Source organism: Roseburia hominis (assembly GCA_040702975.1).
GTDB classification, from domain to species: domain Bacteria; phylum Bacillota; class Clostridia; order Lachnospirales; family Lachnospiraceae; genus Allocoprococcus; species Allocoprococcus hominis_A.
Window position 1 is genome coordinate 291302 of record CP159990.1, and the last position, 25851, is coordinate 317152.

At 45.2% G+C, this 25851-nt stretch carries 12 protein-coding genes, 10 tRNA genes, 3 rRNA genes and 1 pseudogene; 1 reads left to right on the plus strand and 25 read right to left on the minus strand.

The annotated features are described in order from the left end of the window. Nucleotides 1-41: 41 nt before the first annotated feature. Nucleotides 42-224, minus strand: a pseudogene (locus ABXS75_01300) (IS630 family transposase). Nucleotides 225-1024: 800 nt separating this feature from the next. Beyond that, nucleotides 1025-2359, minus strand: coding sequence for an acetyl-CoA hydrolase/transferase C-terminal domain-containing protein (locus ABXS75_01305; GenBank protein ID XCP85481.1), 1335 nt, complete (start codon nt 2357-2359; stop codon nt 1025-1027). A 558-nt stretch (nt 2360-2917) separates the two neighbouring features. Here ABXS75_01305 and ABXS75_01310 point away from each other — a divergent pair. After that, complete coding sequence (locus ABXS75_01310) at nt 2918-3565, plus strand: hemolysin III family protein (GenBank protein ID XCP85482.1); 648 nt, start codon at nt 2918-2920, stop codon at nt 3563-3565. Nucleotides 3566-3659: 94 nt separating this feature from the next. Here ABXS75_01310 and ABXS75_01315 read toward each other — a convergent pair whose 3' ends face one another. The 23 genes from ABXS75_01315 to ABXS75_01425 form a co-directional block, all read right to left on the minus strand. Beyond that, nucleotides 3660-3908 carry a GIY-YIG nuclease family protein gene (locus ABXS75_01315; GenBank protein ID XCP85483.1) on the minus strand — a complete coding sequence of 83 codons (249 nt, stop codon included), beginning with the start codon at nt 3906-3908 and terminating at the stop codon, nt 3660-3662. Between the two features lie 174 nt (nt 3909-4082). Next, on the minus strand, nt 4083-5252 hold the full coding sequence (locus ABXS75_01320; protein XCP85484.1) for a PD-(D/E)XK nuclease family transposase: 1170 nt from the start codon (nt 5250-5252) through the stop codon (nt 4083-4085). A gap of 234 nt (nt 5253-5486) precedes the next feature. Then, entirely contained in the window at nt 5487-6281 is a 795-nt protein-coding gene (locus tag ABXS75_01325; GenBank protein ID XCP85485.1) for a peptidoglycan DD-metalloendopeptidase family protein, read from the minus strand. Nucleotides 6282-6453: 172 nt separating this feature from the next. Beyond that, the gene (locus ABXS75_01330) at nt 6454-7335 is read right to left on the minus strand and encodes a SpoIID/LytB domain-containing protein (GenBank protein XCP85486.1); all 882 of its coding nucleotides are present in this window, start codon (nt 7333-7335) and stop codon (nt 6454-6456) included. Between the two features lie 127 nt (nt 7336-7462). Continuing rightward, nucleotides 7463-9946, minus strand: coding sequence for a glycogen/starch/alpha-glucan phosphorylase (locus ABXS75_01335; GenBank protein XCP85487.1), 2484 nt, complete (start codon nt 9944-9946; stop codon nt 7463-7465). 100 nt (nt 9947-10046) lie between these two features. After that, nucleotides 10047-13193, minus strand: coding sequence for an isoleucine--tRNA ligase (gene ileS, locus ABXS75_01340; GenBank protein ID XCP87210.1), 3147 nt, complete (start codon nt 13191-13193; stop codon nt 10047-10049). Nucleotides 13194-13791: 598 nt separating this feature from the next. After that, nucleotides 13792-15216: a serine hydrolase gene (locus ABXS75_01345; protein XCP85488.1), complete on the minus strand. Its 1425-nt coding sequence runs from the start codon at nt 15214-15216 to the stop codon at nt 13792-13794. 86 nt (nt 15217-15302) lie between these two features. Beyond that, nucleotides 15303-17021, minus strand: coding sequence for an ABC-ATPase domain-containing protein (locus ABXS75_01350; protein ID XCP85489.1), 1719 nt, complete (start codon nt 17019-17021; stop codon nt 15303-15305). A 130-nt stretch (nt 17022-17151) separates the two neighbouring features. After that, nucleotides 17152-17224: transfer RNA gene (locus tag ABXS75_01355), tRNA-Lys, on the minus strand. A gap of 33 nt (nt 17225-17257) precedes the next feature. Then, nucleotides 17258-17330, minus strand: a tRNA-Phe gene (locus tag ABXS75_01360). A gap of 5 nt (nt 17331-17335) precedes the next feature. Further along, nucleotides 17336-17409 (minus strand) — tRNA-Met (locus tag ABXS75_01365). Nucleotides 17410-17442: 33 nt separating this feature from the next. After that, nucleotides 17443-17524: transfer RNA gene (locus tag ABXS75_01370), tRNA-Tyr, on the minus strand. Nucleotides 17525-17558: 34 nt separating this feature from the next. Next, a tRNA-Thr gene (locus ABXS75_01375) sits at nt 17559-17631 on the minus strand. Between the two features lie 107 nt (nt 17632-17738). After that, nucleotides 17739-17811: transfer RNA gene (locus tag ABXS75_01380), tRNA-Val, on the minus strand. A gap of 89 nt (nt 17812-17900) precedes the next feature. Continuing rightward, nucleotides 17901-17974 (minus strand) — tRNA-Asp (locus tag ABXS75_01385). A gap of 75 nt (nt 17975-18049) precedes the next feature. Continuing rightward, nucleotides 18050-20936 (minus strand): 23S ribosomal RNA (locus ABXS75_01390). A 405-nt stretch (nt 20937-21341) separates the two neighbouring features. Beyond that, a tRNA-Ala gene (locus tag ABXS75_01395) sits at nt 21342-21414 on the minus strand. Nucleotides 21415-21527: 113 nt separating this feature from the next. After that, nucleotides 21528-21601: transfer RNA gene (locus tag ABXS75_01400), tRNA-Ile, on the minus strand. 11 nt (nt 21602-21612) lie between these two features. After that, nucleotides 21613-21730: ribosomal RNA gene (gene rrf, locus ABXS75_01405) — 5S ribosomal RNA — on the minus strand. A gap of 66 nt (nt 21731-21796) precedes the next feature. Further along, a 16S ribosomal RNA gene (locus ABXS75_01410) occupies nt 21797-23328 on the minus strand. Together the 16S, 23S and 5S rRNA genes with 10 tRNA genes alongside form the textbook arrangement of a ribosomal RNA operon. A 251-nt stretch (nt 23329-23579) precedes the next feature. Beyond that, nucleotides 23580-23667: transfer RNA gene (locus ABXS75_01415), tRNA-Ser, on the minus strand. A gap of 212 nt (nt 23668-23879) precedes the next feature. Further along, the gene (locus ABXS75_01420) at nt 23880-24884 is read right to left on the minus strand and encodes an oligopeptide/dipeptide ABC transporter ATP-binding protein (GenBank protein XCP85490.1); all 1005 of its coding nucleotides are present in this window, start codon (nt 24882-24884) and stop codon (nt 23880-23882) included. 17 nt (nt 24885-24901) lie between these two features. Then, on the minus strand, nt 24902-25849 hold the full coding sequence (locus ABXS75_01425) for an ABC transporter ATP-binding protein (GenBank protein XCP85491.1): 948 nt from the start codon (nt 25847-25849) through the stop codon (nt 24902-24904). Nucleotides 25850-25851 lie beyond the last annotated feature (2 nt).

Here is a 25851-nt window from a genome sequence, read left to right on the forward strand (position 1 = left end):
GGGAGCTATCGCAGAAGAAAACACTTTATACTAATCTTCATTTAAAAGCAGGATAAAATCCAATCGCGACCAGTAATACTTTTGATAGCATTTTTAGATAATGAGCATATAGCATCGCAAAGCCTGTCAACAACTTTAAAACCGACTCTTCTGATCTCTTTCCAAATTTGTTCAATTGGATTCATCTCAGGAGTGTACGGCGGAATAAAAATCAGTTCAATATTAAAAAACATTCATAATTAAAAACATTCATACAGTTGGTGTTGCCATAAGGCATAACAAAAAACAGCTTTCGCCGGTAAACGGCTCAACTGCACTATAAACATATCTATATTTTTCGATTATATCACATAAAATCATACCAGACAACAAACTAATCAGAAAATATGCACCTGTTTTTACTTCCTTGAGAGTTAAAAGTTTGTACCACTAAGAAACCAGCGAGTCGTCGTAGATTCCTGATTTATCCTGTTTTTACTGAATTATTTGCGTTATGCGTAACTCGGGACTTTGCCCCAAAAGGCGAAAAAATGTTTCCGCAAATAATGCATGATGGCGGCTTCTGACATCCTCCCCCTGAAAGGTGTCTTCTTGTAACGGTTCAGTTTTGGCATGTCCCCCATAGAGTTCAAACTCTGTTTCCTGAAATTTTTCTCTGTAAATAGCATTCCAGAAAAAAAGAACGGTATCTATTCAAAATGATAAATACCGTTCACTTTTTTCAAACCCGTATCTTAAATAAATGGTAATATGCTTTTGCGGTCTGTTTCAGAAACACCCATCGCATTCATTGCCTGTTCTGCTGTCAGCCCTAAATTATCCATCAGATTTTTAATTGATTGCAGCAAGGTTGATATTAAATCTGATCCGCATTCCGCACCGTCTTTAAACGGTGGGCAATCATGATAATGGTCTTATCCCTTGTCAGCGTTTCGACGGCCAAATCTTATATTTTCCATATTCCCTCGTCCTCGCGATACGCAAAACTTCCCTGTTCTTGTGAAATATTCTCATTAATTTCCGCTTACCGTTTATTCGATTTTCTCCAAATCTTCTGTTCCTCCGCCGCTTTGATCAATTCATCCCGGAAATCCGGATGTGCAATCGAAATCAGCATCTCTGCCCTCTCCCACGTACTTCTGCCTGCAAGATTCACGATTCCATACTCCGTCACAATAAAATACGCCTGGCTTCTCGGGTCCGTAACGATATCTCCGCCGAAATGCGGTAAAATCCTTGATTTTCTCTCGCCTTCCCTGTCTATAAAGGAAGAAGTCATACATATAAACGCTTTCCCGCCTCTTGCCATCGACGCCCCTGTCAGATAGTCCAACTGGCCTCCGGTTCCGCTGATATGACGCATCCCCGCACTCTCCGCGCACACCTGTCCATAAAGATCCACTGCAATACAGTTATTGATAGAGACCATATTATCAAGCCTCGCGATGACCTCCGGCGCATTGACATACTCCAGCGGTGCAATTGCAATTCCCGGATTTTCAGCGACCCAGTCATACAGACATCCAGAACCAAAAACAATTCCTGCAATTCCCTTCCCCCGGTGAAGTGTCTTCCTTCGGTTGGTCAATTTTCCGCTCTTAAACAACTCATAATACGCATCCGAACAAAGCTCCGTATGCATTCCCAGATCCTTCAGATCCGATTGGGCAATCTTTGCTCCGATCACGTCAGGCATCCCGCCGATTCCGAGCTGAAGCGTCGCGCCGTCCTTGATCATCGGCACAATAAGACCCGCTATTTTCAAATCCTCCTCTGTAGGTGATGCGATTGGAAATTCCGGCAGCGGCTCATGCTCTCCTTCCACAATATAATCCACTTCAGAAATATGAATACTCTCGTCAAATCCGCCGAAAATCCTCGGCAGGCGTTCATTTACCTCCAGAATTACAATATCCGCCTTCTCCAAAATTCCTTTCGCAACTCCCGTAGCCGAGGAAAGATTGAAATACCCGTGCCTGTCCATCGGAGTCACACACATCATCGCCACATTCACGGTAAGGAAATGCCGATAATACGGAACGACGTTCCTGAAAATCATCGGAATATAATTGCACAGTCCCCTATCACAAAGCTTTCTCTCATATGCCGAGCAATGCCAGCTGTTATAAAAAAAATGTTCCCTTGTCGGATCGCACTCTACCGTCTGAATCGGTCCAAACATCAGGTTCCCTCTGATCTTTACGTCCCACAATTCATCCCTGCGCTTTGCAAGCGCTGCATCCAATAATTTCGGAAATCCGATATTCGTAGAATAGTCGACCCAATCTCCACTCTTTATCACTTTTACCGCTTCTTCCGGCGTTCTTAATTTACTCTGATATTCACTCCTATAATCCATACCTTTTCCCCAATCCATAGAATTAGCATTTGCTCTCTTACTGCCACTATCGCATTCCGGGCTTCTGCATTCCTACTACATATGATAACCTAATACAAACGGAATTGCGCATAGGTGGAATCGTAACACTTAGCATTCCTACTACATATGATAACCGAATACCCTGTTTTATACAAGGAAGTTTTAAAGTCTGCCTATCACTGACAGGCTTAGACCTATTATCTTGGCTGTTTGACAAGTCTCTCTAAGTACAAATCCCTACACTACTACACCAGGAAATCGAAACATTTATTATATTTAATTTAGCACTTGCATTTTATACATAATAGGTGTAATATACACATATACTAAATGTAGTTTTAAATACTATATTTAAAAGTATCGTTAACTTCATCATGTTTTTATGATAAATAAATAGATATTTCAGCAATTAGCACAAACATTTTTACTTGTCAATCAAAAGAAGAGCTACTTTTCTTTATATACAAAGAGATTCTTCGCTTAGGTATGCACAGCGATAAAAAATATTCATACCCTAACCAAAAAGGAGGTAACATTATGAGTAAACATATTAAAGACCCCGGAAGTGCCATCACACATTTTATCGGAATGTTAATGGCCATCTTTGCAGCCGTACCTCTTCTGATCAAGGCTGCACATGAGCCCAGCAGACTATATTTGATCTCACTTACCATTTACGCAGCCAGCATGATCCTCTTATATGCGGCCAGCACGACTTACCACACCTTCGACGGCTCTAAAAAGCTGACTACGATTTTGAAAAAAATAGACCACATGATGATTTTTGTATTGATTGCAGGAAGCTACACACCGATCTGCCTTCTGGTACTGGAGAAGAGGACAGGGTTCATGCTCCTGGCTATCGTATGGAGCATCGCAATCGCCGGAATTCTGATCAAGGCATTCTGGGTATACTGCCCCAAATGGGTCTCTTCCATTTTGTATATCGGCATGGGCTGGACCTGCGTACTGGCGTTTGGACAGATTTTGAATAATCTGACCACCAGCGAATTCGGGTGGCTTCTGGCCGGCGGCATCATTTATACGATTGGCGGCATCATTTATGCACTGAAACTTCCGATTTTTAACAGCCGCCATAAGAATTTCGGCAGCCATGAAATCTTTCATCTGTTCGTTATGGGTGGAAGTGCCTGCCATTTTGTTGTAATGTATTCATTACTTTAGTAATTATAGTACCATGATTCTTCGAATCATGGCCCCTCCGGGGGATATCAGGGTCAAAATACCTTTTGACCCCAACATCATTTATACAAAGAGACTATCTTTCCCATGTCAAAACCAATTCTACTTTCTTAGCCCGGCTCAGCTGTTTAATCGCAAATTCCCGTTTCATCGCCTCTTCCTTTGTCGCAAACTTTTCCAGATAGACCAGCTCCACCGGACGCCTTGTCTTCGTATACTTCGCACCCTTACCGGAATTATGTGCCGCAATCCGTTTTTCAATATCATTCGTCCAGCCAGTGTATAAACTGCCGTCACTGCATTTTACGATATATGTATAATTCACCTGACATGTCCTCTACTTTCTACCTGTAATACCGCCAAATCTTCACTTAAACTCACTTGGCAGTCATGACAAACCTCCACAAAGCGTTTACCCAGGCATATTTGACAATTTCAAAAGTCCCATCAGCCAGTTAAAAGCTGCGGGACCTTTGAAGTTTTTAATCAACAGATATTACTATTCCTTTTTTTCGGCAAGAAGCCTTCTCAATTCTTCTATCTCTTTCCTTTGCCTTTCCAGTTCCTCACCTTGCTTCTGATTTGCTTTTTTCTGCTCTTCCAGCTCCTCACTCTGCTTTTGATTCACTCTCTTCTGCGCCTCCGCTTCCTTCTTCTGCGCCTCCGCTTCCTTCTTCTGCGCCTCTGCTTCCTTCTTCTGCGCCTCTGCTTCCTTCTTCTGCGCCTCTGCTTCCCTCTTCTGGACCTCTACTTCCCTCTTCCACTCCTCTAGTTCCTTCTTTTGCTCCTCAATCATATATTTTACCGTATTCTCGTCCAATTTTCTAAGAGCATCTGAAAACATTCTGATCGCCTCCTCCGGGTGATACCGAAACTCACATACTTCCCGGTACATCTCTGCAAATCTGGGACGGGCTTCTATCACCTTCATGATTTCTTCCGGCCTGTCCGAGCCGATAAAGTAGAGCCACGCCTCCAAATCATTTTTTATTGATAGTTCATTTTCATTATGCTTCATTTCAAAGAAAACATCAAGTGGGATAAAATAAAATTCCTGTAGAAAATCCATCTCTATTCCGGTATCAAAATGCATCTTTCCCCTGTGAACATATTGCCCCGGCAGCTTTCGGAATTCTTTGCTGCTGTTTTCGATCAGGATAATCGTATACACTCGTTTTAAATCTTTATAAGTAAAGTCTTCTCCACGAATACTTTTCTCCCTTTCATACTGCCGCATCACCATATCCGATGCGTAACAAGATGCCCTTTGCCCCGGAAATAAATACCCGAGTTTTTGAATTTCGACGTCTCCTATTTCCCCGGTATCGAATTCCACAATAATATCCAATTCCAGAAGTGACCCGGCTTCTGTAATACGGCTATGCTCCTTTGGCAGAGCGCGTTTCACCGTAAGCGGACGCCCTATAATCGCCGACAGCATTTCGGAAAGCCGCTCCGGGTGAGCCTCGGCATTAAAAATACGTTTGAAAAATGTATCATACGTCATTTTTATCCCCCGGACACCCATACAAAACTCTATAAACTGTTCCTGATACTCTTTCCTCAAATCTAAAAATACCGGATACACCGACCGATTACTTTTAATTTCCTGCAGCACCTCTTCTCTTGTTTTTGAATTTCCCAATACGTTTGTTATACTTTTTTTCATTTCCTCATGCTTCCTTTCTGCTTATGCATAGAAAGCGCGGAACTAGCTTATACCATCAAAAAAATATGTCGAACCGACATGTATGACTTGCTAAAAGAAAACCGAAATCTTTTAGAAAATACCTTTTTATCATACTTAGAAACGCCTCTTTTGTCAATATGAAAAACCCCATCAAAATAAGGTTTTGCCCCACAGTATTTTCTCCCAAATATTCTGCAAAGCAAAACCCTTCTTCTACTCTTCTGCCATATAATCCATCGGATTCACAGGCTGTCCGTCTTTACGCATTTCAAAATAAAGGTTACAGCCCTCCACACTATAATATTTCGTAGGCTCACTCAAATATCCAATTACCGTACTTGCCGCCACATAATCTCCGACCTTCACCGGAACCTCTTTCAACTGACCGTACAAACATTCATACCCATTTCCCATATCGATCGTAACCGTCGTGCCGACCTGCGGTAATACATCAATGGATTTTACCGTCCCCGGAGCCGCGGCGATCACATTATCCCCAACTGCACCGGATAAGATCAAAGCCGGATTATATTTGTACTGGTCCAGTGTAGAAAAATAAACCGTTTTGTCCATGGAAAAACTCATCAGAACATTTCCGTTTACCGGCCACAAAAGCTGGCTGTTCTCTGTGAAATTTACCTGAGATGTATTTCCTGATGTCTGGGCAGAGCTGCTGTCCGTCTGCTCATTTTCCTCTGTATTCGTCTCCTCCCCGGCAAATGGAACCTTCTCCTCCGTGGCGGGATCCTGCGTATCTTCTTCCTCTTCCTGTGCTTTTTTTGCATCTGCATTTGCCGCCTCCGCCAGATCTTTGGCAGCCTGCTTTCTTGCCTCCAGTTCCTCTTTCGTCTGTTCCATCTCCAGCTTTGTCCTCTCACGGTAATTACTCCATGTATAGACTCCTGTAATTGCCACCACGGCCACAAAACAGGTCACAAGACCAACAGCGGCGCGTCTTTTTGCTCTCCCTTTGGACTGCTGTTTTTTGTTGTTATTATTATTGTTCATGTTCATCACCTCTGACCATATTTTTGCCAGAAAATGAACGCCTTATTCTGATTCGAAGACATTTTTTATAATAGTCAGATGCCATTGTAAACTACTTACATCAATTACCTATCATATATGATGTTGAGGTCAAAAAATATTTTGACCCCTATGATATACGGATTACTCCACCCTACATCGTCACAATCTCCGCCACTTCCTCCAATGTAGTCCCTTCAAAAAAATAATTCAGAATCTCTTCGCATGTACTCCCGTCCTGTGCCATTTTCGCCGCTGTATACTGGCTCATTCCCAGACCATGCCCGATTCCCTTCACAGTCACCCGAATCTGCTGATCCATCACCTGCAGAGTAAAGCATGCCGATGTCAGATGATAGGTATCCCTGAATTGCTCCCCTCCCACCGTTTCCTTACCGCATCTTATCTCCATCGTATACCCCGCGCTGTCCGTCTTCGTCACTTCCATATCAGTCCCCTGAATCATAGATGTCGTCATCGCACCTTCCGCCTCAACATCGGCGGGACAATCCTTCATGACCAGATACGGATAATCCTCCGTCCCGAACACCTCATTTCCCACTCTTGTCTTCCCGTTACTCAGCTTATGATAGGGGGTAAATGCGAGACTGCCGTTATACATCAGCACCTGTCCCTTCGTATCGTCCCAGGCTTTTTTCAGTTTCTCATAATTTTCCCCGTATTTTCCCTCTCCCCAACCGGTTTTCATCTGACTTCTTGTCCAATACCCTTTCGTCAGCACCGTGTCGCTTCCTTCCTCCTGGATACTTTTATAAATGCTTGTACGAATGAGCACCGCCTGAGCCTTCAAAGCCTCTGCTCCCACTTCCGGGTCGATTTCCTTTGCCAGCACCCCGATCCCATACTCGTCAAGCGGCAGCCGCTTCTCACTCTCATTTCGCTTTACTGTTACGTAGGGACTGTTCCCGTCCTGACTCACACTAATTCCGTTTCCATTCATGAACACCGTGACCACATACGGAAGTAATAAAATAATAATCAGGAAATATCCTGTCTGCTTCAACATTTTCTTCATAAATTGTAAAACCTCCCATACCAATGTATGAGAGGTTTTGTAAATTTATTCGAACTTCACAGTGCAGTAAGCTCACAATACCGGCTCATTTGCCTTATGAAAATTCAATCTGACAAATCCGCCTTCTTTATTTTTCATACTGATTCGGTTCCACCGTTACCCGATCCAGTTTCCAGATATCGTCCACATATTCCTGAATGGTTCTGTCAGATGTGAACTTGCCGCAGGAGGCAGTGTTAAGAAGCGCCATTCTTGCCCATCTTTCGGTGTCACGGTATGCTTCTTCTACCCGTTTCTGGGCGTCAGCGTATGCACGGAAATCTTTAAGGATAAAGTACATATCCGGGCGCGGACTTCCCTGGGTGTTAAGGAGTGAATTATACAGGTCGCGGAACATCTCATGATCGCCGTGAGAATAGGTTCCGTCCATAAGCTGGTCGACAACTCTCTTAAGCTCCCAGTCATTGAAGTAGATTTCCTGCGGATTGTAACCGCCATGGTTCTCGTAATTGATAACCTCATCAGAACTGAGACCGAAAATAAATGCATTTTCGATTCCGACCTCTTCCACAATCTCCACATTTGCTCCGTCCATGGTTCCCAGTGTCGGCGCACCATTTAACATGAACTTCATGTTACCTGTACCGGACGCCTCTTTCGATGCAGTAGAGATCTGCTCACTCACGTCTGCTGCCGCAAAGATCATTTCCGCATTGGATACACGGTAATCTTCGATAAATACCACTTTCAGTTTTCCGTTAATGCTGCGGTCATTATTTACCACATCAGCTACAGAGTTGATCAGCTTAATGATCTGTTTTGCACGGATATATCCTGCAGATGCCTTTGCGCCAAAGATGAAGGTTCTCGGATAGAACGGCATCTCCGGGTGCTCCTTGATCAGGTTATACAGATACATTACATGCAAAATGTTAAGCAGCTGACGTTTATACTCATGCAGACGTTTTACCTGTACGTCAAAAATAGATCTCGGATCGACTTCAACCCCATTATGCTCCAGGATATAAGCAGCCAGACGCTCTTTGTTCTTGTACTTGATATCCATAAACTCCGCTCTTGCCTTCGGATCATCTGCCAGCGGTTTCAGCTTCGCCATCTGAGACAGATCTGTGATCCAGCCGTCTCCGATATGAGCGGTCACCCAGTCAGCTAAAAGCTGATTTCCATGAAGAAGGAATCTTCTCTGTGTAATACCATTCGTCTTATTGTTAAATTTCTGCGGCATCATCTCATAGAAATCTTTCAGTTCCTGATTTTTCAGAATCTCCGTGTGCAGACGTGCCACGCCATTTACGGAGTATCCCGCAACGATAGCCAGATGTGCCATCTTGACCTGGCCGTCACGAAGAATTGCCATCTTGCGGACTTTCTCCTCATTGCCCGGATACATCTGACGGATCTTTTCTACAAAACGGCGGTCGATCTCCTGAATGATCTGGTATACACGCGGCAGAAGTCTTGAAAACAGGTCGATTGGCCATTTCTCCAGAGCCTCAGCCATAATCGTATGGTTCGTATAAGCGACCGTTTTTGTGGTAACCTCCCATGCTTCGTCCCACTCCAGGCCTTCCTCGTCGATCAGAAGACGCATAAGCTCTGCAACAGCAACAGTCGGGTGGGTATCATTCATCTGAATGGTCACCTTTTCATATAATTTGCGGACGTCGTCATGTTTCTTCTTATATCTTGCAAGGAGTGCCTGCAAACTCGCGGAAATAAAGAAATACTGCTGTTTCAGACGAAGCTCTTTTCCTGCATAATGATTATCATTCGGATAAAGGACCTCAACAATATTCTTAGCCAGGTTTTCCTGCTCAATCGCTTTGTGGTACTCGCCGCGGTCAAAGGAATCCAGGTTGAACTCTGTGATCGCTTTCGCGTCCCAGATACGAAGCGTATTTACCACATGGTTGCCGTAACCTACAATCGGCATATCATATGGAATCGCAAGTACGGATTCATAATTTTCCTGAATGAAGTTATTTCTCCTGGTCTTCTCGTCATATTCAATACGAATCGTTCCGCCGAAACGTACTTCCTTCGCATACTCATCACGGCGCAGTTCGAACGGATTTCCGTCTCTCAACCAGTTATCCGGAGTCTCCACCTGATAGCCGTTTTTAATTTTCTGCTTGAACATACCGTAGCGGTAACGGATACCGCAGCCGTATGCCGCATATCCCAGAGACGCCAGAGAATCCAAAAAGCAGGCTGCCAGACGTCCCAGACCACCATTTCCAAGTGCAGCGTCCGGTTCCTGATCCTCAATCGCATTCAGATCGATTCCCATCTCATCGAGAGCCTCTTTCACTTCATTGTAAGCGGTCATGTTGATCAGGTTGTTTCCCAGCGCACGCCCCATAAGGAACTCCATAGACATATAGTAAACAGTCTTCGGATCTTCCTTCTCATACGTTTTCTGCGTATCCAGCCAGTCATCGACGATCGCTTCCTTTACCGCATAAGAAACCGCCTGGAAAATCTGCTGCGGGGTAGCCTCATCAATATCACGGCGGTAAAGGGTACGCACGTTATCCTTTACTTCCTGTTTAAATGTTTCCTTTTCAAATCTTTTGCTCATTTTATACATTTTTTTTATTCCCTCCGTATCGTTGCCTAATCATGCTGCCTGATCTTGCATAGGCTGCGTTTCAAATGTTTTATCATAAAACAATCTATTTTCGATCAACCTATCTTACGACACCCATATTTACAACTTCGCCGTTAATCTTCCACTCTTTCACATAACCTGCCGGCTCGGCCTTCGTGACGCTTACTGCCAGCGTCTCACCGCCGATCTCCTCAGCAAATTTTGCAAATACAGCTTCCGCCTTCTCGCTTCCGTCATAGGTCACCTTAATCTTGTCAGTCACTTCAAAATCAGCTTCTTTACGCATGGTCTGGATCTTGCTGATGATCTCTCTTACAAAACCTTCCTCCAAAAGCTCTTCTGTCAGATTCGTATCCAGGACAACGGTGATACCATAATCGCTTTCAGATACGTAACCCTCTGTCTGAGCCATATCGATCAACAGGTCTTCCTTAAATAAGGTTACTTCCTGTCCGTTAATATCCAGCTTCAGAGAACCATTTGCATTAAGTTCGTCCATCGCCGCATTGCCGTCAAGACTATTCAGCGCATTCTTGATGCCTCCAAGCAGCTTTCCATACTTCGGTCCAACCGTCTTAAGCTGCGGTTTGAAGGTATAAGAGGTAAATGCTCTTACATCTTCAGTAATTTCCATCTCTTTCACATTCAGCTCATCGGTGATGATATCCTGGTAAAACTTCTCCAGAGCCGGAATACCTTTTACAAACATTTTCCCGATCGGCTGACGGTTCTTGATATTTGCAGTGTTACGGCACGCACGTCCCATAACGACTACCTTCAGGACAAGATCCATATTTTCTTCCAGTTTTTTGTCGATGTAAGCCGTATCTACTTCCGGGAAATCACAAAGATGAATACTTTCCGGAGCGCTCTGATCCAGGCTTCTCACCAGATTCTGGTAAATCTCTTCTGTCATGAACGGAATCATCGGTGCAGCCGCCTTGGAAACGGTAACAAGGGCGGTATACAGAGTCATATAAGCATTGATCTTATCCTGCTCCATTCCCTTCGCCCAGAAACGCTCACGGCTTCGTCTTACGTACCAGTTACTCATATCGTCTACAAAATCCTGAAGTGCTCTTGCAGCCTCCGGAATCCGGTAGTTGCCCAGGTTATCGTCCACTTCCTTCACCAGCGTGTTCAGCTTGGAAAGCAGCCATTTGTCCATAACGGATAATTTCTCATAATCCAGCGTATATTTTGTCGCGTCAAATTCATCAATATTTGCATACAGCACAAAGAACGCATAGGTATTCCAAAGTGTACCCATGAACTTTCTCTGTCCTTCTACGACCGCCTTGCCATGGAAACGGTTCGGCAGCCACGGTGCACTGTTCACATAGAAATACCAGCGGATCGCATCTGCTCCGTAGGTCTCAAGAGCCTCAAACGGGTCAACGGCATTTCCTTTGGACTTACTCATCTTCTGTCCGTTCTCGTCCTGTACATGCCCCAGAACGATCACGTTCTTATATGGCGCCTTGTTAAAAATCAGGGTAGAGATAGCCAGCAGTGAGTAGAACCAGCCACGGGTCTGGTCTACGGCTTCTGAAATAAAGTTCGCCGGGAACTGCTGTTCAAATAATTCCTGATTTTCAAACGGATAGTGATGCTGTGCGAACGGCATGGAACCACTGTCGAACCAGCAGTCAATGACCTCCGGCACACGATGCATCGGTTTCCCGCACTTCGGACAACGGATCGTTACCTCGTCAATATACGGACGGTGCAGTTCAATATTATCCGGGCAGTTATCGGACATGGATTTCAGTTCTTCAATACTTCCGATAGAATGCTGATGTCCGCACTCGCACTCCCAGATATTAAGCGGGGTTCCCCAGTAACGGTTACGGCTGATACCCCAGTCCTGAACATTTTCCAGCCAGTCGCCGAAACGTCCCTTACCGATACTCTCCGGAATCCAGTTGATTGTGTTATTATTTGCGATCAAATCCTCTTTTACATCTGTCATTTTGATGAACCAGGATTCTCTTGCATAATAAATCAGCGGAGTATCGCATCTCCAGCAGTGCGGGTAGCTGTGCTCAAACTTCGGCGCATCGAACAGAAGGCCGCGGCTCTCCAAATCCTTTAATACCTCCGGATCCGCCTTCTTTACAAATAATCCCGCAAATGGAGTCGTCTCTCCCATATTTCCCTTCTCATCTACAAGCTGTACAAACGGGAAATCATATTTACGTCCGACCTTCGCATCGTCTTCACCAAATGCCGGTGCAATGTGAACCACGCCGGTACCATCTGTCAGAGTTACGTAGGTATCACATACAACATAGAAGCACTTTTTATTCTGTTTTGCGGCACATTCATAAGCACACTGATAAAGCGGCTCATATTCCTTGTATTCCAGGTCCTTTCCTTTGTAGGTTTCCAGAACCTCATACGCTGACTTTCCGTCCTCGGCGAGCTTTCCAAGCACCGTATCCAGAAGCGCAGATGCCATATAATACGTATAGCCGTCTACACATTTTACCTTGGCATACTCTTCCTGGGGGTTCACACAAAGGCCGATATTGGACGGCAGGGTCCAGGGCGTGGTCGTCCATGCCAGAATATAAGCGTCCTCGTCCTTTACCTTGAACCTGACGATAGCGGAACGCTCCTTCACATCTTTATAGCCCTGCGCCACTTCCTGAGCCGACAGCGGCGTACCACATCTCGGGCAATAGGGAACGATCTTAAAGCCCTTATAGAGCAGGCCCTTCTCCCAGATCTTCTTAAGTGCCCACCACTCAGACTCAATAAAGTTATTATCATAGGTTACATAAGGATTCTCCATATCTGCCCAGAAACCGACGGTGCTTGAGAAATCCTCCCACATTCCTTTGTATTTCCAGACACTTTCCTTACATTTGTCAATAAACGGTTCCAGACCGTATTCCTCGATCTGATCCTTTCCGTCAAGCCCCAGGGCCTTCTCGACCTCCAGCTCTACCGGCAGTCCGTGGGTATCCCACCCTGCCTTTCTCGGCACCATATACCCCTTCATGGTGCGGTATCTCGGGATCATATCTTTAATTACACGCGTCAGGACATGCCCGATATGCGGCTTTCCATTCGCTGTCGGGGGTCCGTCATAGAAAGTATAGGTCTCCCCTTCCTTGCGGTTCTCCATACTCTTTTCAAAAATCTGATGTTCTTCCCAGAACTTCTCTGTCGCTTTCTCACGGTCTACAAACTTCAGATCCGTGGACACTTTCTTATACATCGACATGGCTGTACTCCTTTCTACTTTATTTTCCGCCTGCTGTTTGTAGTCCTATAGCGGAAAATTCCCCAATCTTATCTTATAATGCTTCCACATGACCATATCCGATTGATGGGTAAACATATTTAGAAAACACAAGTTTTCTGTAAAATAAAAAAACTTCCGTCCGTAAAAGGACGAAAGCATAGCATCTTCGTTTAACCACCTGTTACTGCATACCATCATATGAGTTCCCTGTAACGGGGGAAGGGCCGTCAGAATTTAATCATCGCGGTATCCATAAAAAATTCCCTATATAAATACAATCTACCGCAACTTTCAACATCTGCAACTCAGAAGTGATATTCGTCTATATCCTACTCGCACCGGACTTGCACCATCGCCGGCTCGCTTGGCCTTTCAAATATAGCTACTGTCTCCGTCAAAGTCTTTTCGTATTCTTTGCTATTATAATAAAGAAACCCTTGTTTCGTCAAGGGTTTCTTATATTTTCGGTGATTTGACGGATTTAGCATAAAGTTTCCGTCATTATTCAGATAGAATTATAGTTTTAGTATGCAATTACATAGCACAGATATTTACAAAGCGCTATACATTCTTACCTTCTTCTCCTCCGTCTCCGCATTTCTCTGCGCTTCTGCCTCTCTTTGCGCCGTTTTTTCCTGATGCAAAATGCAATCACCAGCCAGATTGCCAAAAGTCCAATCAATATTCCAAAACCTTTGAGTACCCAATAAACCCACTCTGGAATACTCTCCTTCACCTTCTCCACGACATTCCCAGCATTCTTTTCCGTCTGATCTTTATCTTTTTCCACTTCTTCCGGCGCATTTTTCTTCAAATATGCTTCACTGAACGCTACCTTCACACTTCCCACCGGATTTCCCTCATAAGTATAAATGGCCGTTCCTGTCGAAGCATTTTCCTCATCTGTCACCAATTCCATTTTAAGACTTTCAAACTCTATCCCGGAAGGAAGCACCACATAAGCCCCCTCCTCCATGCTTTCGATATCCTCAGATTTTTCTTTTCCTGCGATTTCCACCTTCTGAAAATTGTCGTACCCATAATCCAGTAAATTCTTGGTATTCGGATAAACATTTCGCCCATGCGTTTTCAGCACAACACAGATTAATTTCATATTTCCATCATCAGTGCAGGTCACCAGCGTATTCAGTGCATCATCGGTATACCCCGTTTTTCCCGCCACTACGCGGGAATCATAGCTCTCACACCAGTCATAGAACATCTGATGCTTCTGCTGAAATACTCTCTCCTCCGACACCAGATTCGTCGCCGGAATCCGGTATTCCTTCGTCTGGGAAATCTCCGAAAATTCCTTATGATTTAATAATAACTCCCGGGTGATCAGCGCCATGTCCCGGGCTGTCGTATAATGCTCTGTATCCTGAAGACCGTTCGTATTCACAAAATGCGAATTTACCGCCCCCAGCTCCTTTGCCCTGGTATTCATCTGCTGGAGAAACCAGTCATAACCCTCTCCCGTATTTGCTCCAATCGCATAAGCCACCTCGTTCGCCGAAGCCAAAAGAAGGGCATAAAGCGCATCATTTAACGTAATCTCCTCGCCCGGAGTCAACCCGATATGCGCATCTCCATATTCCAGAAAATCAATACTCTCCTGTGTGATCGTAATCTTGTCCTCTACATTTTTATTTTCCAGAGCGACAAGAGCCGTCAAAATCTTCGTGATACTGGCCGGATAAGCCTTTCCATCTATATTCTTAGAATATAAAATAGCCCCGCTTTTTGCCTCCAACACGATTCCTGCTTCTCCATACGTCTGCGGTCCCTTGGGCCAGCCCGTTAACTCATTGGACTCAACCTTCATCTCATAAGCTTTCTTCGTATTCTCCTCCTCTTCCTTGGTTTCCTTCGGAACAGGTGCTGCTGTCGTATCAAATGATTCTTCGTCCACGGCTTTTGCGGTCCTTACCGGAATTCCTACTACAGCCAAGACAACTGCCAGTATCCCAGCCAGCCATCTTACTTTCTTTTTCATTACAAACCTCCTATTTCAGGAAAATATGAAACATACCCACTAAAGTATGCCTGGCAATCGAAAAAAACTTCTTCTATCAAACAAAATTACAGATAAAATCCCCGATATCTGTTCAGACACGCGTAAATGTCCTGTTTTCGGATCTGCGCCATGCCGACCGGCAGATAAGACCCCTGGCACAAAGAAGCAATTCCTTTATCCTGAATCTGCTTCCACAGGTTTTCCACCATACTATCCACATTCTGTTCTCTTTTCTCCATCTGCTCTAACAGGTTCTTCAAACAATAGGAAAGGGCCGTAGTCTGCTCACTGTCCAAAATCTGTTCCACATATTTCAGATCCACCGTGTCTTTTCCGATAGAAAAACTATCCTTCCCGAACTGTTTAATCTTGACCTGATCATGCTTTCTGTCCAGCTTACCGGCACGAACGAGTCTCTTTCTCCCTTCCTTTGAAAAAATCACATCTACCGGTATCTTTAAGTCTTCCGTCTCTTCCTCTCCCGGAATACGGCTGATCACATTTTTCACTTTCTCCGTGATATCAAAAGTTCTGTAATTATCCATCTGTAAAATGTGATCTGCAATATAAAAATACGATCCCGAACTGCCTGCGACCAAAATAACCGATACGTCCTGTTCTTCATACAGTTTCCGCGCCTGCAGCGTAAACGGAGTGATTGGCTCTTTATCTCCCGAAACCACAGCCTGCATCAAAGAATCCCGAACCATAAAATTCGTAGCGCAGGTATCCTCATCGATCAACAGGACCTTAGCTCCCGCCTGTACAGCCTCCACAACATTGGCCGCCTGAGAAGTAGAGCCACTGGCATCTTCCGTACTAAAATCCACCGTATCCTTCTTATTCGGCAGATCATTGATAAAAGGAGAAATATTTACATGAGACACCGCACGACCGTCCTCAGCCCTGATTTTAACAGCCGTATCCGATGTGATAACATATTCCCTGCCATCGCCTGCAATATGGTTGTAAATCCCCTGTTCAAGCGCTTTTAACAGGGTAGATTTGCCGTGGTAGCCGCCGCCTACGATCAACGTAATCCCTGCCGGTATTCCCATGCCGGTAATCTTCCCCTTATATGGCAGATTCATCTCAACCTCCATACTTTCAGGAGACTTAAACCGCACTGCATTCTTCATGGGCTTCTGGGAAATCCCGCTCTCCCTGGGCAATACTGCGCCATTTGCCACAAATGCCACAAGATTCCGTTTTTTAAGCTCCTCCCTGATCGTATGCTGATCCTCGGAAAGCTCTACGACCTTTCTCACCTCATCAGCTCTCAAATTCTTGTAGTACAAAGATTTCCTGACCGCCTCGGGCAGATACTCAAACAAGATCTTTTTCAATTCAAATGCATTGATCGTACGTCCATTTGCCGGAAAACCAACCTCAAAACGGACCAAAAGGTCTCCCCCCTTAATCTCAAATGCCGTCCTCTCGAGAATTTCCTGACCGCACCGGCTGATTCCGATTAAACCGCTTTTTCCCGAACCTTTCGCCTGAAAAGTATAATTCCCCACTGCACGATAAAAAGCCCGCGTAAGGTAGTCCTGCAAAGCCACACGGCGATAATTTACCGCGTACATCTCCTCCGGAAAACCAGCCTGCGCCTTCTTCACCAAAATACTCAGTTTTGACGGCGCTGCAAACGGATCCCCCTGCACATGATCAATATTTAACTGAAATCCCGGAAACTGATAATTTCCCCGCAAATCTTTATATGCCGGATAACTCTTCCGATTAATACTCATAAGTAATTTTTCCAAATCTGTTGATGTTTTCATATACAGCCTCCTTTTTATATTATAAAAATAATCAAATCTTCGCTAACCTAAAAATACCTTATATTTTAATAATTAAATTTCTCATATGAAAAAAACGCAAATCCCAATGTATGGATTTGCGTTATAATCATGAAGCATCGGGGATTCGAACCCCGGACAACTTGATTAAAAGTCAAGTGCTCTACCGCCTGAGCTAATGCTCCATCCGAGTTATTTACTTGTCCCGGTAGACAAGATGCCCAGAACCGGAATCGAACCAGTGACACGAGGATTTTCAGTCCTCTGCTCTACCGACTGAGCTATCTGGGCATGAATTGCGGGGGCAGGATTTGAACCTACGACCTTCGGGTTATGAGCCCGACGAGCTACCAGACTGCTCCACCCCGCGATATTCAATTAGGTTACATTATTCAAATGTAAATGGGCGGAGGTGGATTCGAACCACCGAAGCAATTTGCAGCAGATTTACAGTCTGTCCCCTTTGGCCACTCGGGAATCCACCCATATTTTATTATTACATCACTTATGTGATGTACAAGCCGATGATCGGACTCGAACCGATAACCTGCTGATTACAAATCAGCTGCTCTGCCAATTGAGCCACATCGGCATATTAGCCCGCGCCAGCTTCGAAGAAGCTGTGTGCATCGGTGTGATAACACCGCCGTCACATTTTGCGATCGGCTAATTGCGATTACATAAACTGCTTTCGCAAAATGGGACCAATAGGGCTCGAACCTATGACCCTCTGCTTGTAAGGCAGATGCTCTCCCAGCTGAGCTATGATCCCATATTAGATTAAGGAACATCTTTTCGCAGAGCTCAAAGATGGACTTTCGCACTAACCGCGAAAATACCTCGCTAAGTGCGAAATGTCAACGACCCGAATGGGACTCGAACCCACGACCTCCGCCGTGACAGGGCGGCGCTCTAACCAACTGAGCCATCGGGCCTAATTAAAGGCTTTATGTACCTTCAAAACAGCATACAAAGAATCATCTTCCATCCACTACTACCTATCCTACCTCTTGGTTATGCCCTCGACCGATTAGTAACAGTCAGCTCCGTACATTACTGCACTTCCACCTCTGTCCTATCTACCTTGTCGTCTTCAAGGGGTCTTACAACTTGCGTTGGGATATCTCATCTTGAGGGGGGCTTCACGCTTAGATGCCTTCAGCGTTTATCCCTTCCTGACTTGGCTACTCTGCCATGCCTTTGGCAAGACAACAGATACACCAGCGGTCAGTCCAGCCCGGTCCTCTCGTACTAAGGCCAGCTCCTCTCAAATATCCTACGCCCACGCCGGATAGGGACCGAACTGTCTCACGACGTTCTGAACCCAGCTCGCGTACCGCTTTAATGGGCGAACAGCCCAACCCTTGGGACCTACTTCAGCCCCAGGATGCGATGAGCCGACATCGAGGTGCCAAACCACTCCGTCGATGTGAACTCTTGGGAGTGATAAGCCTGTTATCCCCAGGGTAGCTTTTATCCGTTGAGCGATGGCAATCCCACTTTATACCACCGGATCACTAAGTCCTACTTTCGTACCTGCTCCACCCGTCGGTGTCGCAGTCAAGCTCCCTTCTGCCTTTGCACTCTTCGAATGGTTTCCAACCATTCTGAGGGAACCTTTGAGCGCCTCCGATACCCTTTCGGAGGCGACCGCCCCAGTCAAACTCCCCACCTGACATTGTCCCCCAGCCGGATCACGGCTGCTGGTTAGAAATCCAATACTGCAAGGGTGGTATCCCAACAGCGGCTCCATGGCAACTGGCGTCACCACTTCACGGCCTCCCACCTATCCTGTACATACAATATCGAATCCCAGTATCAAGCTGGAGTAAAGCTCCATGGGGTCTTTCCGTCCTGGCGCAGGTAACCAGCATCTTCACTGGTACTTCAATTTCACCGGGTGCATTGTTGAGACAGTGCCCAAATCATTACGCCTTTCGTGCGGGTCGGAACTTACCCGACAAGGAATTTCGCTACCTTAGGACCGTTATAGTTACGGCCGCCGTTTACTGGGGCTTAAGTTCAAAGCTTCGCCTTTCGACTAACCTCTCCCCTTAACCTTCCAGCACCGGGCAGGCGTCAGCCCATATACTTCACCTTACGGTTTTGCATAGACCTGTGTTTTTGCTAAACAGTTGCTTGGGCCAATTCTCTGCGGCCTGTCGCCAGGCACTCCTTCTCCCGAAGTTACGGAGTCATTTTGCCGAGTTCCTTAACAATGCTTCTCCCGTCGGCCTTAGGATTCTCTCCTCACCTACCTGTGTCGGTTTACGGTACGGGTGCAGTATGAACGATAGCGGCTTTTCTTGGCAGCTGGCTCACACACTTCCCTACTTATAGTTCGGTACGCATCACGTCTTCGGATTGAGGAACGGATTTGCCAATCCCTCTCCTACCTCGCTTGCCCCGGGATTCCATTCCCGGTAGTGCTCTCCCTCTGCGTCCCCACAGTTCTGTCATACTGCAGTACAGGAATCTCAACCTGTTGTCCATCGGCTACGTCTCCCGACCTCGCCTTAGGTCCCGACTTACCCAGAGCAGATCAGCTTTACTCTGGAAACCTTGGGTATTCGGCCGGAAGGATTCCCACCTTCCTCTCGCTACTCATTCCGGCATTCTCTCTTCTTAAAGATCCACAGCTCCTTCCGGTACTGCTTCGTCTCTCTAAGAATGCTCCTCTACCAATCTACTTTGTAGATTCCTGAGCTTCGGTAGTGTGTTTCAGCCCCGGACATTTTCGGCGCAGGACCTCTCGACCAGTGAGCTATTACGCACTCTTTTAATGTATGGCTGCTTCTAAGCCAACATCCTGGTTGTCTTTGAAATCCCACATCCTTTTCCACTTAACACACATTTTGGGACCTTAGCTGCAGGTCTGGGCTCTTTCCCTTTTGACTGCCCAACTTATCTCGTGCAGTCTGACTCCCATGAATCATCTTACTGGCATTCGGAGTTTGATATCCTTTGGTAAGCTTTGACGCCCCCGCGGGAATTCAGTGCTCTACCTCCAAAAGACTCTCATGAGGCTAGCCCTAAAGCTATTTCGAGGAGAACCAGCTATCTCCGGGTTCGATTGGAATTTCTCCCCTATCCACACCTCATCCCCACCCTTTTCAACGGATGTGGGTTCGGACCTCCATTGCCTTTTACGGCAACTTCATCCTGGACATGGATAGATCACCCGGTTTCGGGTCTACTCCGACTGACTTCACGCCCTGTTAAGACTTGGTTTCCCTTCGGCTCCGCACCTTGAGTGCTTAACCTCGCCAGCCAGCGTAACTCGCCGGACCGTTCTACAAAAAGTACGCGGTTCATCATATATAGATGTTCCACAGCTTGTAAACACAGGGTTTCAGGTTCTCTTTCACTCCCCTCCCGGGGTCCTTTTCACCTTTCCTTCACAGTACTATGCGCTATCGGTCACTAAGGAGTATTTAGCCTTACGGGGTGGTCCCCGCGTATTCCTACAAGGTTTCACGTGTCTCGTAGTACTCTGGATACCGCCATGCTGGTTCATCTTTCGCTTACGGGGCTTTCACCCTCTTTGGCTGGCTTTCCCAAAACCATTCTGCTAAACTTACCAGATCATTTATGCGGTCCGAACCCCGTGGTGCACGCACCACGGTTTGGGCTCTTTCCATTTCGCTCGCCGCTACTTTGGAAATCGATGTTTCTTTCTCTTCCTCCGGCTACTTAGATGTTTCAGTTCACCGGGTTCCCCTCCATACGTTATGGATTGGCGTATGGATACTGGAGGTCTGCTCCAGTAGGTTTCCCCATTCAGATATCTCCGGATCGTCGGATATTTGCTCCTCCCCGAAGCTTTTCGCAGCTTATCACGTCTTTCATCGGCTCTTAGTGCCAAGGCATCCACCCTGCGCTCTTTCTAGCATAACCAAACGCTTCCTCTCACGGGAATGAGAGTCGGCTACACATACTAGCGTGTATGTGTTGGCATTCAGGTTTGTTTTTTTACTTCGTTGTCTCGAAGTGTCAGTTAATTGTTATCCTTAAGAACAACAATCACCTCGGATGTCTTTCTCTTTTATTTGAGAATTGATTTATCTTTGTATGCAGTTTTCAAGGTACATAGTTGATGTAACAAAGATTTAAGTTACATCTGTTAGATAATAAAGAGCTTGTTTGTTGAATGATTTAGTCCGCAACCGAGACTTCGGAACAAGTTCCTCAGTCACGGATATTCTTTGAATATCCTTCTGCCTTCAGCCATGATCCTTCGCTCAAGCGAGCTTGGCTCAGGCTTCTGTCTTCAGGCATCGTCTGCTCTCTTCATTATCTGCGTGGAGAATACGAGATTCGAACTCGTGACCTCCTGCTTGCAAGGCAGGCGCTCTCCCAACTGAGCTAATCCCCCGTATGGGTATGTATTAAAAATATAGATTTTTTAATAATGGGCTTAAGTGGGCCTTACCTCCTCAGACTCACACTTACCTAAATGAATCTGATTCGTCGGCTCTCTTAAAACAGTGGGCTTAAGTGGACTCGAACCACCGACCTCACGCTTATCAGGCGTGCGCTCTAACCGGCTGAGCTATAAGCCCTTTCTTTCTGAATCTGGCGGCCACCTGCTCTCCCACACCGTCTCCAGTGCAGTACCATCGGCCGCTTAGGTCTTAACCATCGTGTTCGGGATGGGAACGGGTGTGTCCCCTAAGCGCATCGCCACCAGATATCTCTCGTTATCTCTTCGATAACTAAATAACAGACAACAACTTTCCTTACTTCTTCTTCCTTAGAAAGGAGGTGATCCAGCCGCACCTTCCGATACGGCTACCTTGTTACGACTTCACCCCAGTTATCGGTCCCACCTTCGGCAGCTCCCTCCTTTATGGTTGGGTCACTGACTTCGGGCGTTACCAACTCCCATGGTGTGACGGGCGGTGTGTACAAGACCCGGGAACGTATTCACCGCGACATGCTGATTCGCGATTACTAGCGATTCCAGCTTCATGTAGTCGAGTTGCAGACTACAATCCGAACTGAGACGTTATTTTTGAGATTTGCTTGGCCTCGCGGCTTCGCTTCCCTTTGTTTACGCCATTGTAGCACGTGTGTAGCCCTGGTCATAAGGGGCATGATGATTTGACGTCATCCCCACCTTCCTCCAGGTTATCCCTGGCAGTCTCTCTAGAGTGCCCATCCTTAATGCTGGCTACTAAAGATAAGGGTTGCGCTCGTTGCGGGACTTAACCCAACATCTCACGACACGAGCTGACGACAACCATGCACCACCTGTCTCCAGTGTCCCGAAGGAAAGCAGACATTACTCTGCCGGCACCGGGATGTCAAGACCAGGTAAGGTTCTTCGCGTTGCTTCGAATTAAACCACATGCTCCACCGCTTGTGCGGGTCCCCGTCAATTCCTTTGAGTTTCATTCTTGCGAACGTACTCCCCAGGTGGACTACTTATTGCGTTGGCTGCGGCACCGAATAGCTCTGCTACCCGACACCTAGTAGTCATCGTTTACGGCGTGGACTACCAGGGTATCTAATCCTGTTTGCTCCCCACGCTTTCGAGCCTCAACGTCAGTCATCGTCCAGCAAGCCGCCTTCGCCACTGGTGTTCCTCCCAATATCTACGCATTTCACCGCTACACTGGGAATTCCACTTGCCTCTCCGACACTCTAGCTGTATAGTTTCCAAAGCAGTCCGGGAGTTGAGCCCCCGCCTTTCACTTCAGACTTACACAGCCGTCTACGCTCCCTTTACACCCAGTAAATCCGGATAACGCTTGCACCATACGTATTACCGCGGCTGCTGGCACGTATTTAGCCGGTGCTTCTTAGTCAGGTACCGTCATTTTCTTCCCTGCTGATAGAGCTTTACATACCGAAATACTTCTTCGCTCACGCGGCGTCGCTGCATCAGGGTTTCCCCCATTGTGCAATATTCCCCACTGCTGCCTCCCGTAGGAGTTTGGGCCGTGTCTCAGTCCCAATGTGGCCGTTCACCCTCTCAGGCCGGCTACTGATCGTCGCCTTGGTGGGCCGTTACCCCGCCAACAAGCTAATCAGACGCGGGTCCATCTCATACCACCGGAGTTTTTCCCACTGAGCCATGCGGCTCCGTGGTCTTATGCGGTATTAGCAGTCATTTCTAACTGTTATCCCCCTGTATGAGGCAGGTTACCCACGCGTTACTCACCCGTCCGCCACTCAGTCACTAAAGCTTTCATCCGAAGAATCCGTCTTAAGTGCTTCGTTCGACTTGCATGTGTTAGGCACGCCGCCAGCGTTCATCCTGAGCCAGGATCAAACTCTCGTTAAAAGTGTTTGTATCCAGTCAGAATCACTGCTAGCAATTCTGTTCCTGTTTACTGTTCTTAGGTTTCGAATCTTGTCGATTCAACGTTCTTGAAAATCTCTTTAAAGAATTTTCAGGGTTGTTGTCTATTATTTAATTATCAAAGTTCTTTGTGTTAATCACTGTCGTTCGCGACAGCTCTAATAGATTATCACATCTTTCTTCGTTTGTCAATACTTTTTTGAAAGTTTTTTAAAAAATTTTTTCAAACGAAACGGAGAAAGAGGGATTTGAACCCTCGCGCCGGTTGCCCGACCTACACCCTTAGCAGGGGCGCCTCTTCAGCCTCTTGAGTATTTCTCCATAGCCTGAATCTCAGTCCTTATTCTATTGTATTGTACTACTTTTAAGCAGTATTTCACAACGCATTGATTATTATATCCAAGAATTTCTGTTATGTCAATGGTTTTTTTACATATTTTCCTCTTTTATTTTTTAAATCTATATATAGGAAGAAACTCATTTTTTCAACCTATATATAGACTATTTTTTTACTTTATATTGATTACAAGATTCTACACGAATTTCTTTAAACGTATATAATCCTTTTTATAGTGACAACATACAAAATGATGTCCTTCATACTTCTCCAGTTTTGGTTTTTCCTCCCGACATTTTTCAGTTGCATATTTACACCGTGAAAAAAAACTACACCCCTTTTCGATTTTTTCTTTTTTTATCTCAACTTCTTTTTGCTCTTTCCTGTCTTCAGGAATCTGTACCGGAACCGATTCCATTAACAATTTTGTATATGGATGTACCGGATTCGAATATATCTCTACACTTGTACCACTTTCTACAATTTCTCCCATATACATAATCATTACATCATCACAAAAATTTTTTACGATATCTAAATTATGAGAAATAAAGAGATATGTAAGTCCACTTTGTTCTTTCAAATCTAATAAAAGATTCAGAATCTGTGACTGTACCGACACATCCAGGGCCGATGTTATTTCATCGCACACAATGAACTTTGGATGCAGTGCAAATACTCTTGCAATTGCAATTCTTTGCTTCTGCCCTCCTGACAATTCGTGCGGATAGCGCATAAGCAGCGTTTTATCAAGGCCACACTTTTCCATTACTTCAATACAATAATCTCTCATTTCCTTTTTATCACAGATTTTATGCTTTTCTATTCCTTCACAAATAATCTGCTCAACATTCTTTCTCGGATCCAGACAAGAGGCCGGATCCTGAAATACAATCTGGATTTCCCGTCTCAGTTTTTCCATTTTTTTTCGTGAGATTCTCGTGTTTTTTTCTATATCATACAAGCAGTTACCGTCGAATAAAACATTTCCTCCATTTACCGGAATCAGATTTAGAACCGCTTTAGCTACCGTAGATTTTCCGCATCCTGATTCACCAACTAATCCCAGAATTTTTCCTTTTTCTATCTGAAATGATACATCATTAAGTGCTTTTAGGACATTTTGTTTTCCAATCAGTCTCCCACTTCTTCCGCTGTACTCTTTATTCAGATGTTCTACTTTTAAAATAATTTCAGACATAGATTTTATCCCCTTACTTAAACATTCCAGCAGGCAGCATAATGTCCTTGGCTGATTTCCTTTTCTTCCGGCATTTTTTCTCTGCATTTATCCAGACATTCATCACATCTTTCCGCATATGGACATCCTTTCATTTCTCCATAATTGTTACATATACTTCCTTTGATTGTATAATAGCGCCCATCAAAATTAGAAGGTCTGGATGCAATCAGGCCTCTCGAATAAGGATGCAATGCATTATGAAAGAATTGTTCCACTTTGCATTCTTCCATTTTCTTACCACGGTACATAACAATCATTCTGTCCGCGCATTCCGCAACGACTCCCAGGTCATGTGTAATAAGCAGAACCGTGCTTCCCATATTTTTTGCTGTCTTTCTCAGAAGAAGTAATATTTCTTTCTGCGTTGTCACATCCAGAGCAGTTGTAGGTTCATCTGCAATGATAATTTCTGGCTGGCATAAAACAGCCATCGCTATTACAATTCTCTGTTTGAGTCCCCCGCTTAATTCAAACGGATATTTCTTAATCATAGCATCCGGGTTGTTTATGTTCAGCATGCGTAATGTTTCTTTGATTTTCTTTATATTCTCGTCTCGGTTTCCTATCTCGTGGATTTTTAAAATCTCTTCCAACTGCTTTCCTATCTTCACAACCGGATTCAGAGCCGTCATAGGCTCCTGGAAAATCATTGCTATCTTTAATCCACGTATCTTACAGATTTCCTTTTCCTTCATCTGCAAAATATTTATCCCGTGATACAAAATATCCCCCGTTACCTTTCCCCCTTCTAAAAGGTGCATAATTGCTTTTGCCGTAACGCTTTTCCCGCTTCCGGATTCCCCGATCAAACCAAGGATTTCTCCACGTTTAACATTAAAATTCAAATCCGTCACCGCCTTAAGTTCCCCATTCATATTTCGGAATGTGATATTCAGATTTTTTATTTCCAGTAATTCACTCATTT

Coding starts and splice junctions, on each gene's coding strand:
- ABXS75_01350 (XCP85489.1), bottom strand. CDS start 17,021: ATGAAAACATCAACAGATTTGGAAAAATTACTTATGAGTATTAATCGG.
- ABXS75_01345 (XCP85488.1), bottom strand. CDS start 15,216: ATGAAAAAGAAAGTAAGATGGCTGGCTGGGATACTGGCAGTTGTCTTG.
- ABXS75_01305 (XCP85481.1), bottom strand. CDS start 2,359: ATGGATTATAGGAGTGAATATCAGAGTAAATTAAGAACGCCGGAAGAA.
- ABXS75_01325 (XCP85485.1), bottom strand. CDS start 6,281: ATGAACAATAATAATAACAACAAAAAACAGCAGTCCAAAGGGAGAGCA.
- ABXS75_01335 (XCP85487.1), bottom strand. CDS start 9,946: ATGTATAAAATGAGCAAAAGATTTGAAAAGGAAACATTTAAACAGGAA.
- ileS (XCP87210.1), bottom strand. CDS start 13,193: ATGTATAAGAAAGTGTCCACGGATCTGAAGTTTGTAGACCGTGAGAAA.
- ABXS75_01320 (XCP85484.1), bottom strand. CDS start 5,252: ATGAAAAAAAGTATAACAAACGTATTGGGAAATTCAAAAACAAGAGAA.
- ABXS75_01330 (XCP85486.1), bottom strand. CDS start 7,335: ATGAAGAAAATGTTGAAGCAGACAGGATATTTCCTGATTATTATTTTA.
- ABXS75_01420 (XCP85490.1), bottom strand. CDS start 24,884: ATGTCTGAAATTATTTTAAAAGTAGAACATCTGAATAAAGAGTACAGC.
- ABXS75_01310 (XCP85482.1), top strand. CDS start 2,918: ATGAGTAAACATATTAAAGACCCCGGAAGTGCCATCACACATTTTATC.
- ABXS75_01425 (XCP85491.1), bottom strand. CDS start 25,849: ATGAGTGAATTACTGGAAATAAAAAATCTGAATATCACATTCCGAAAT.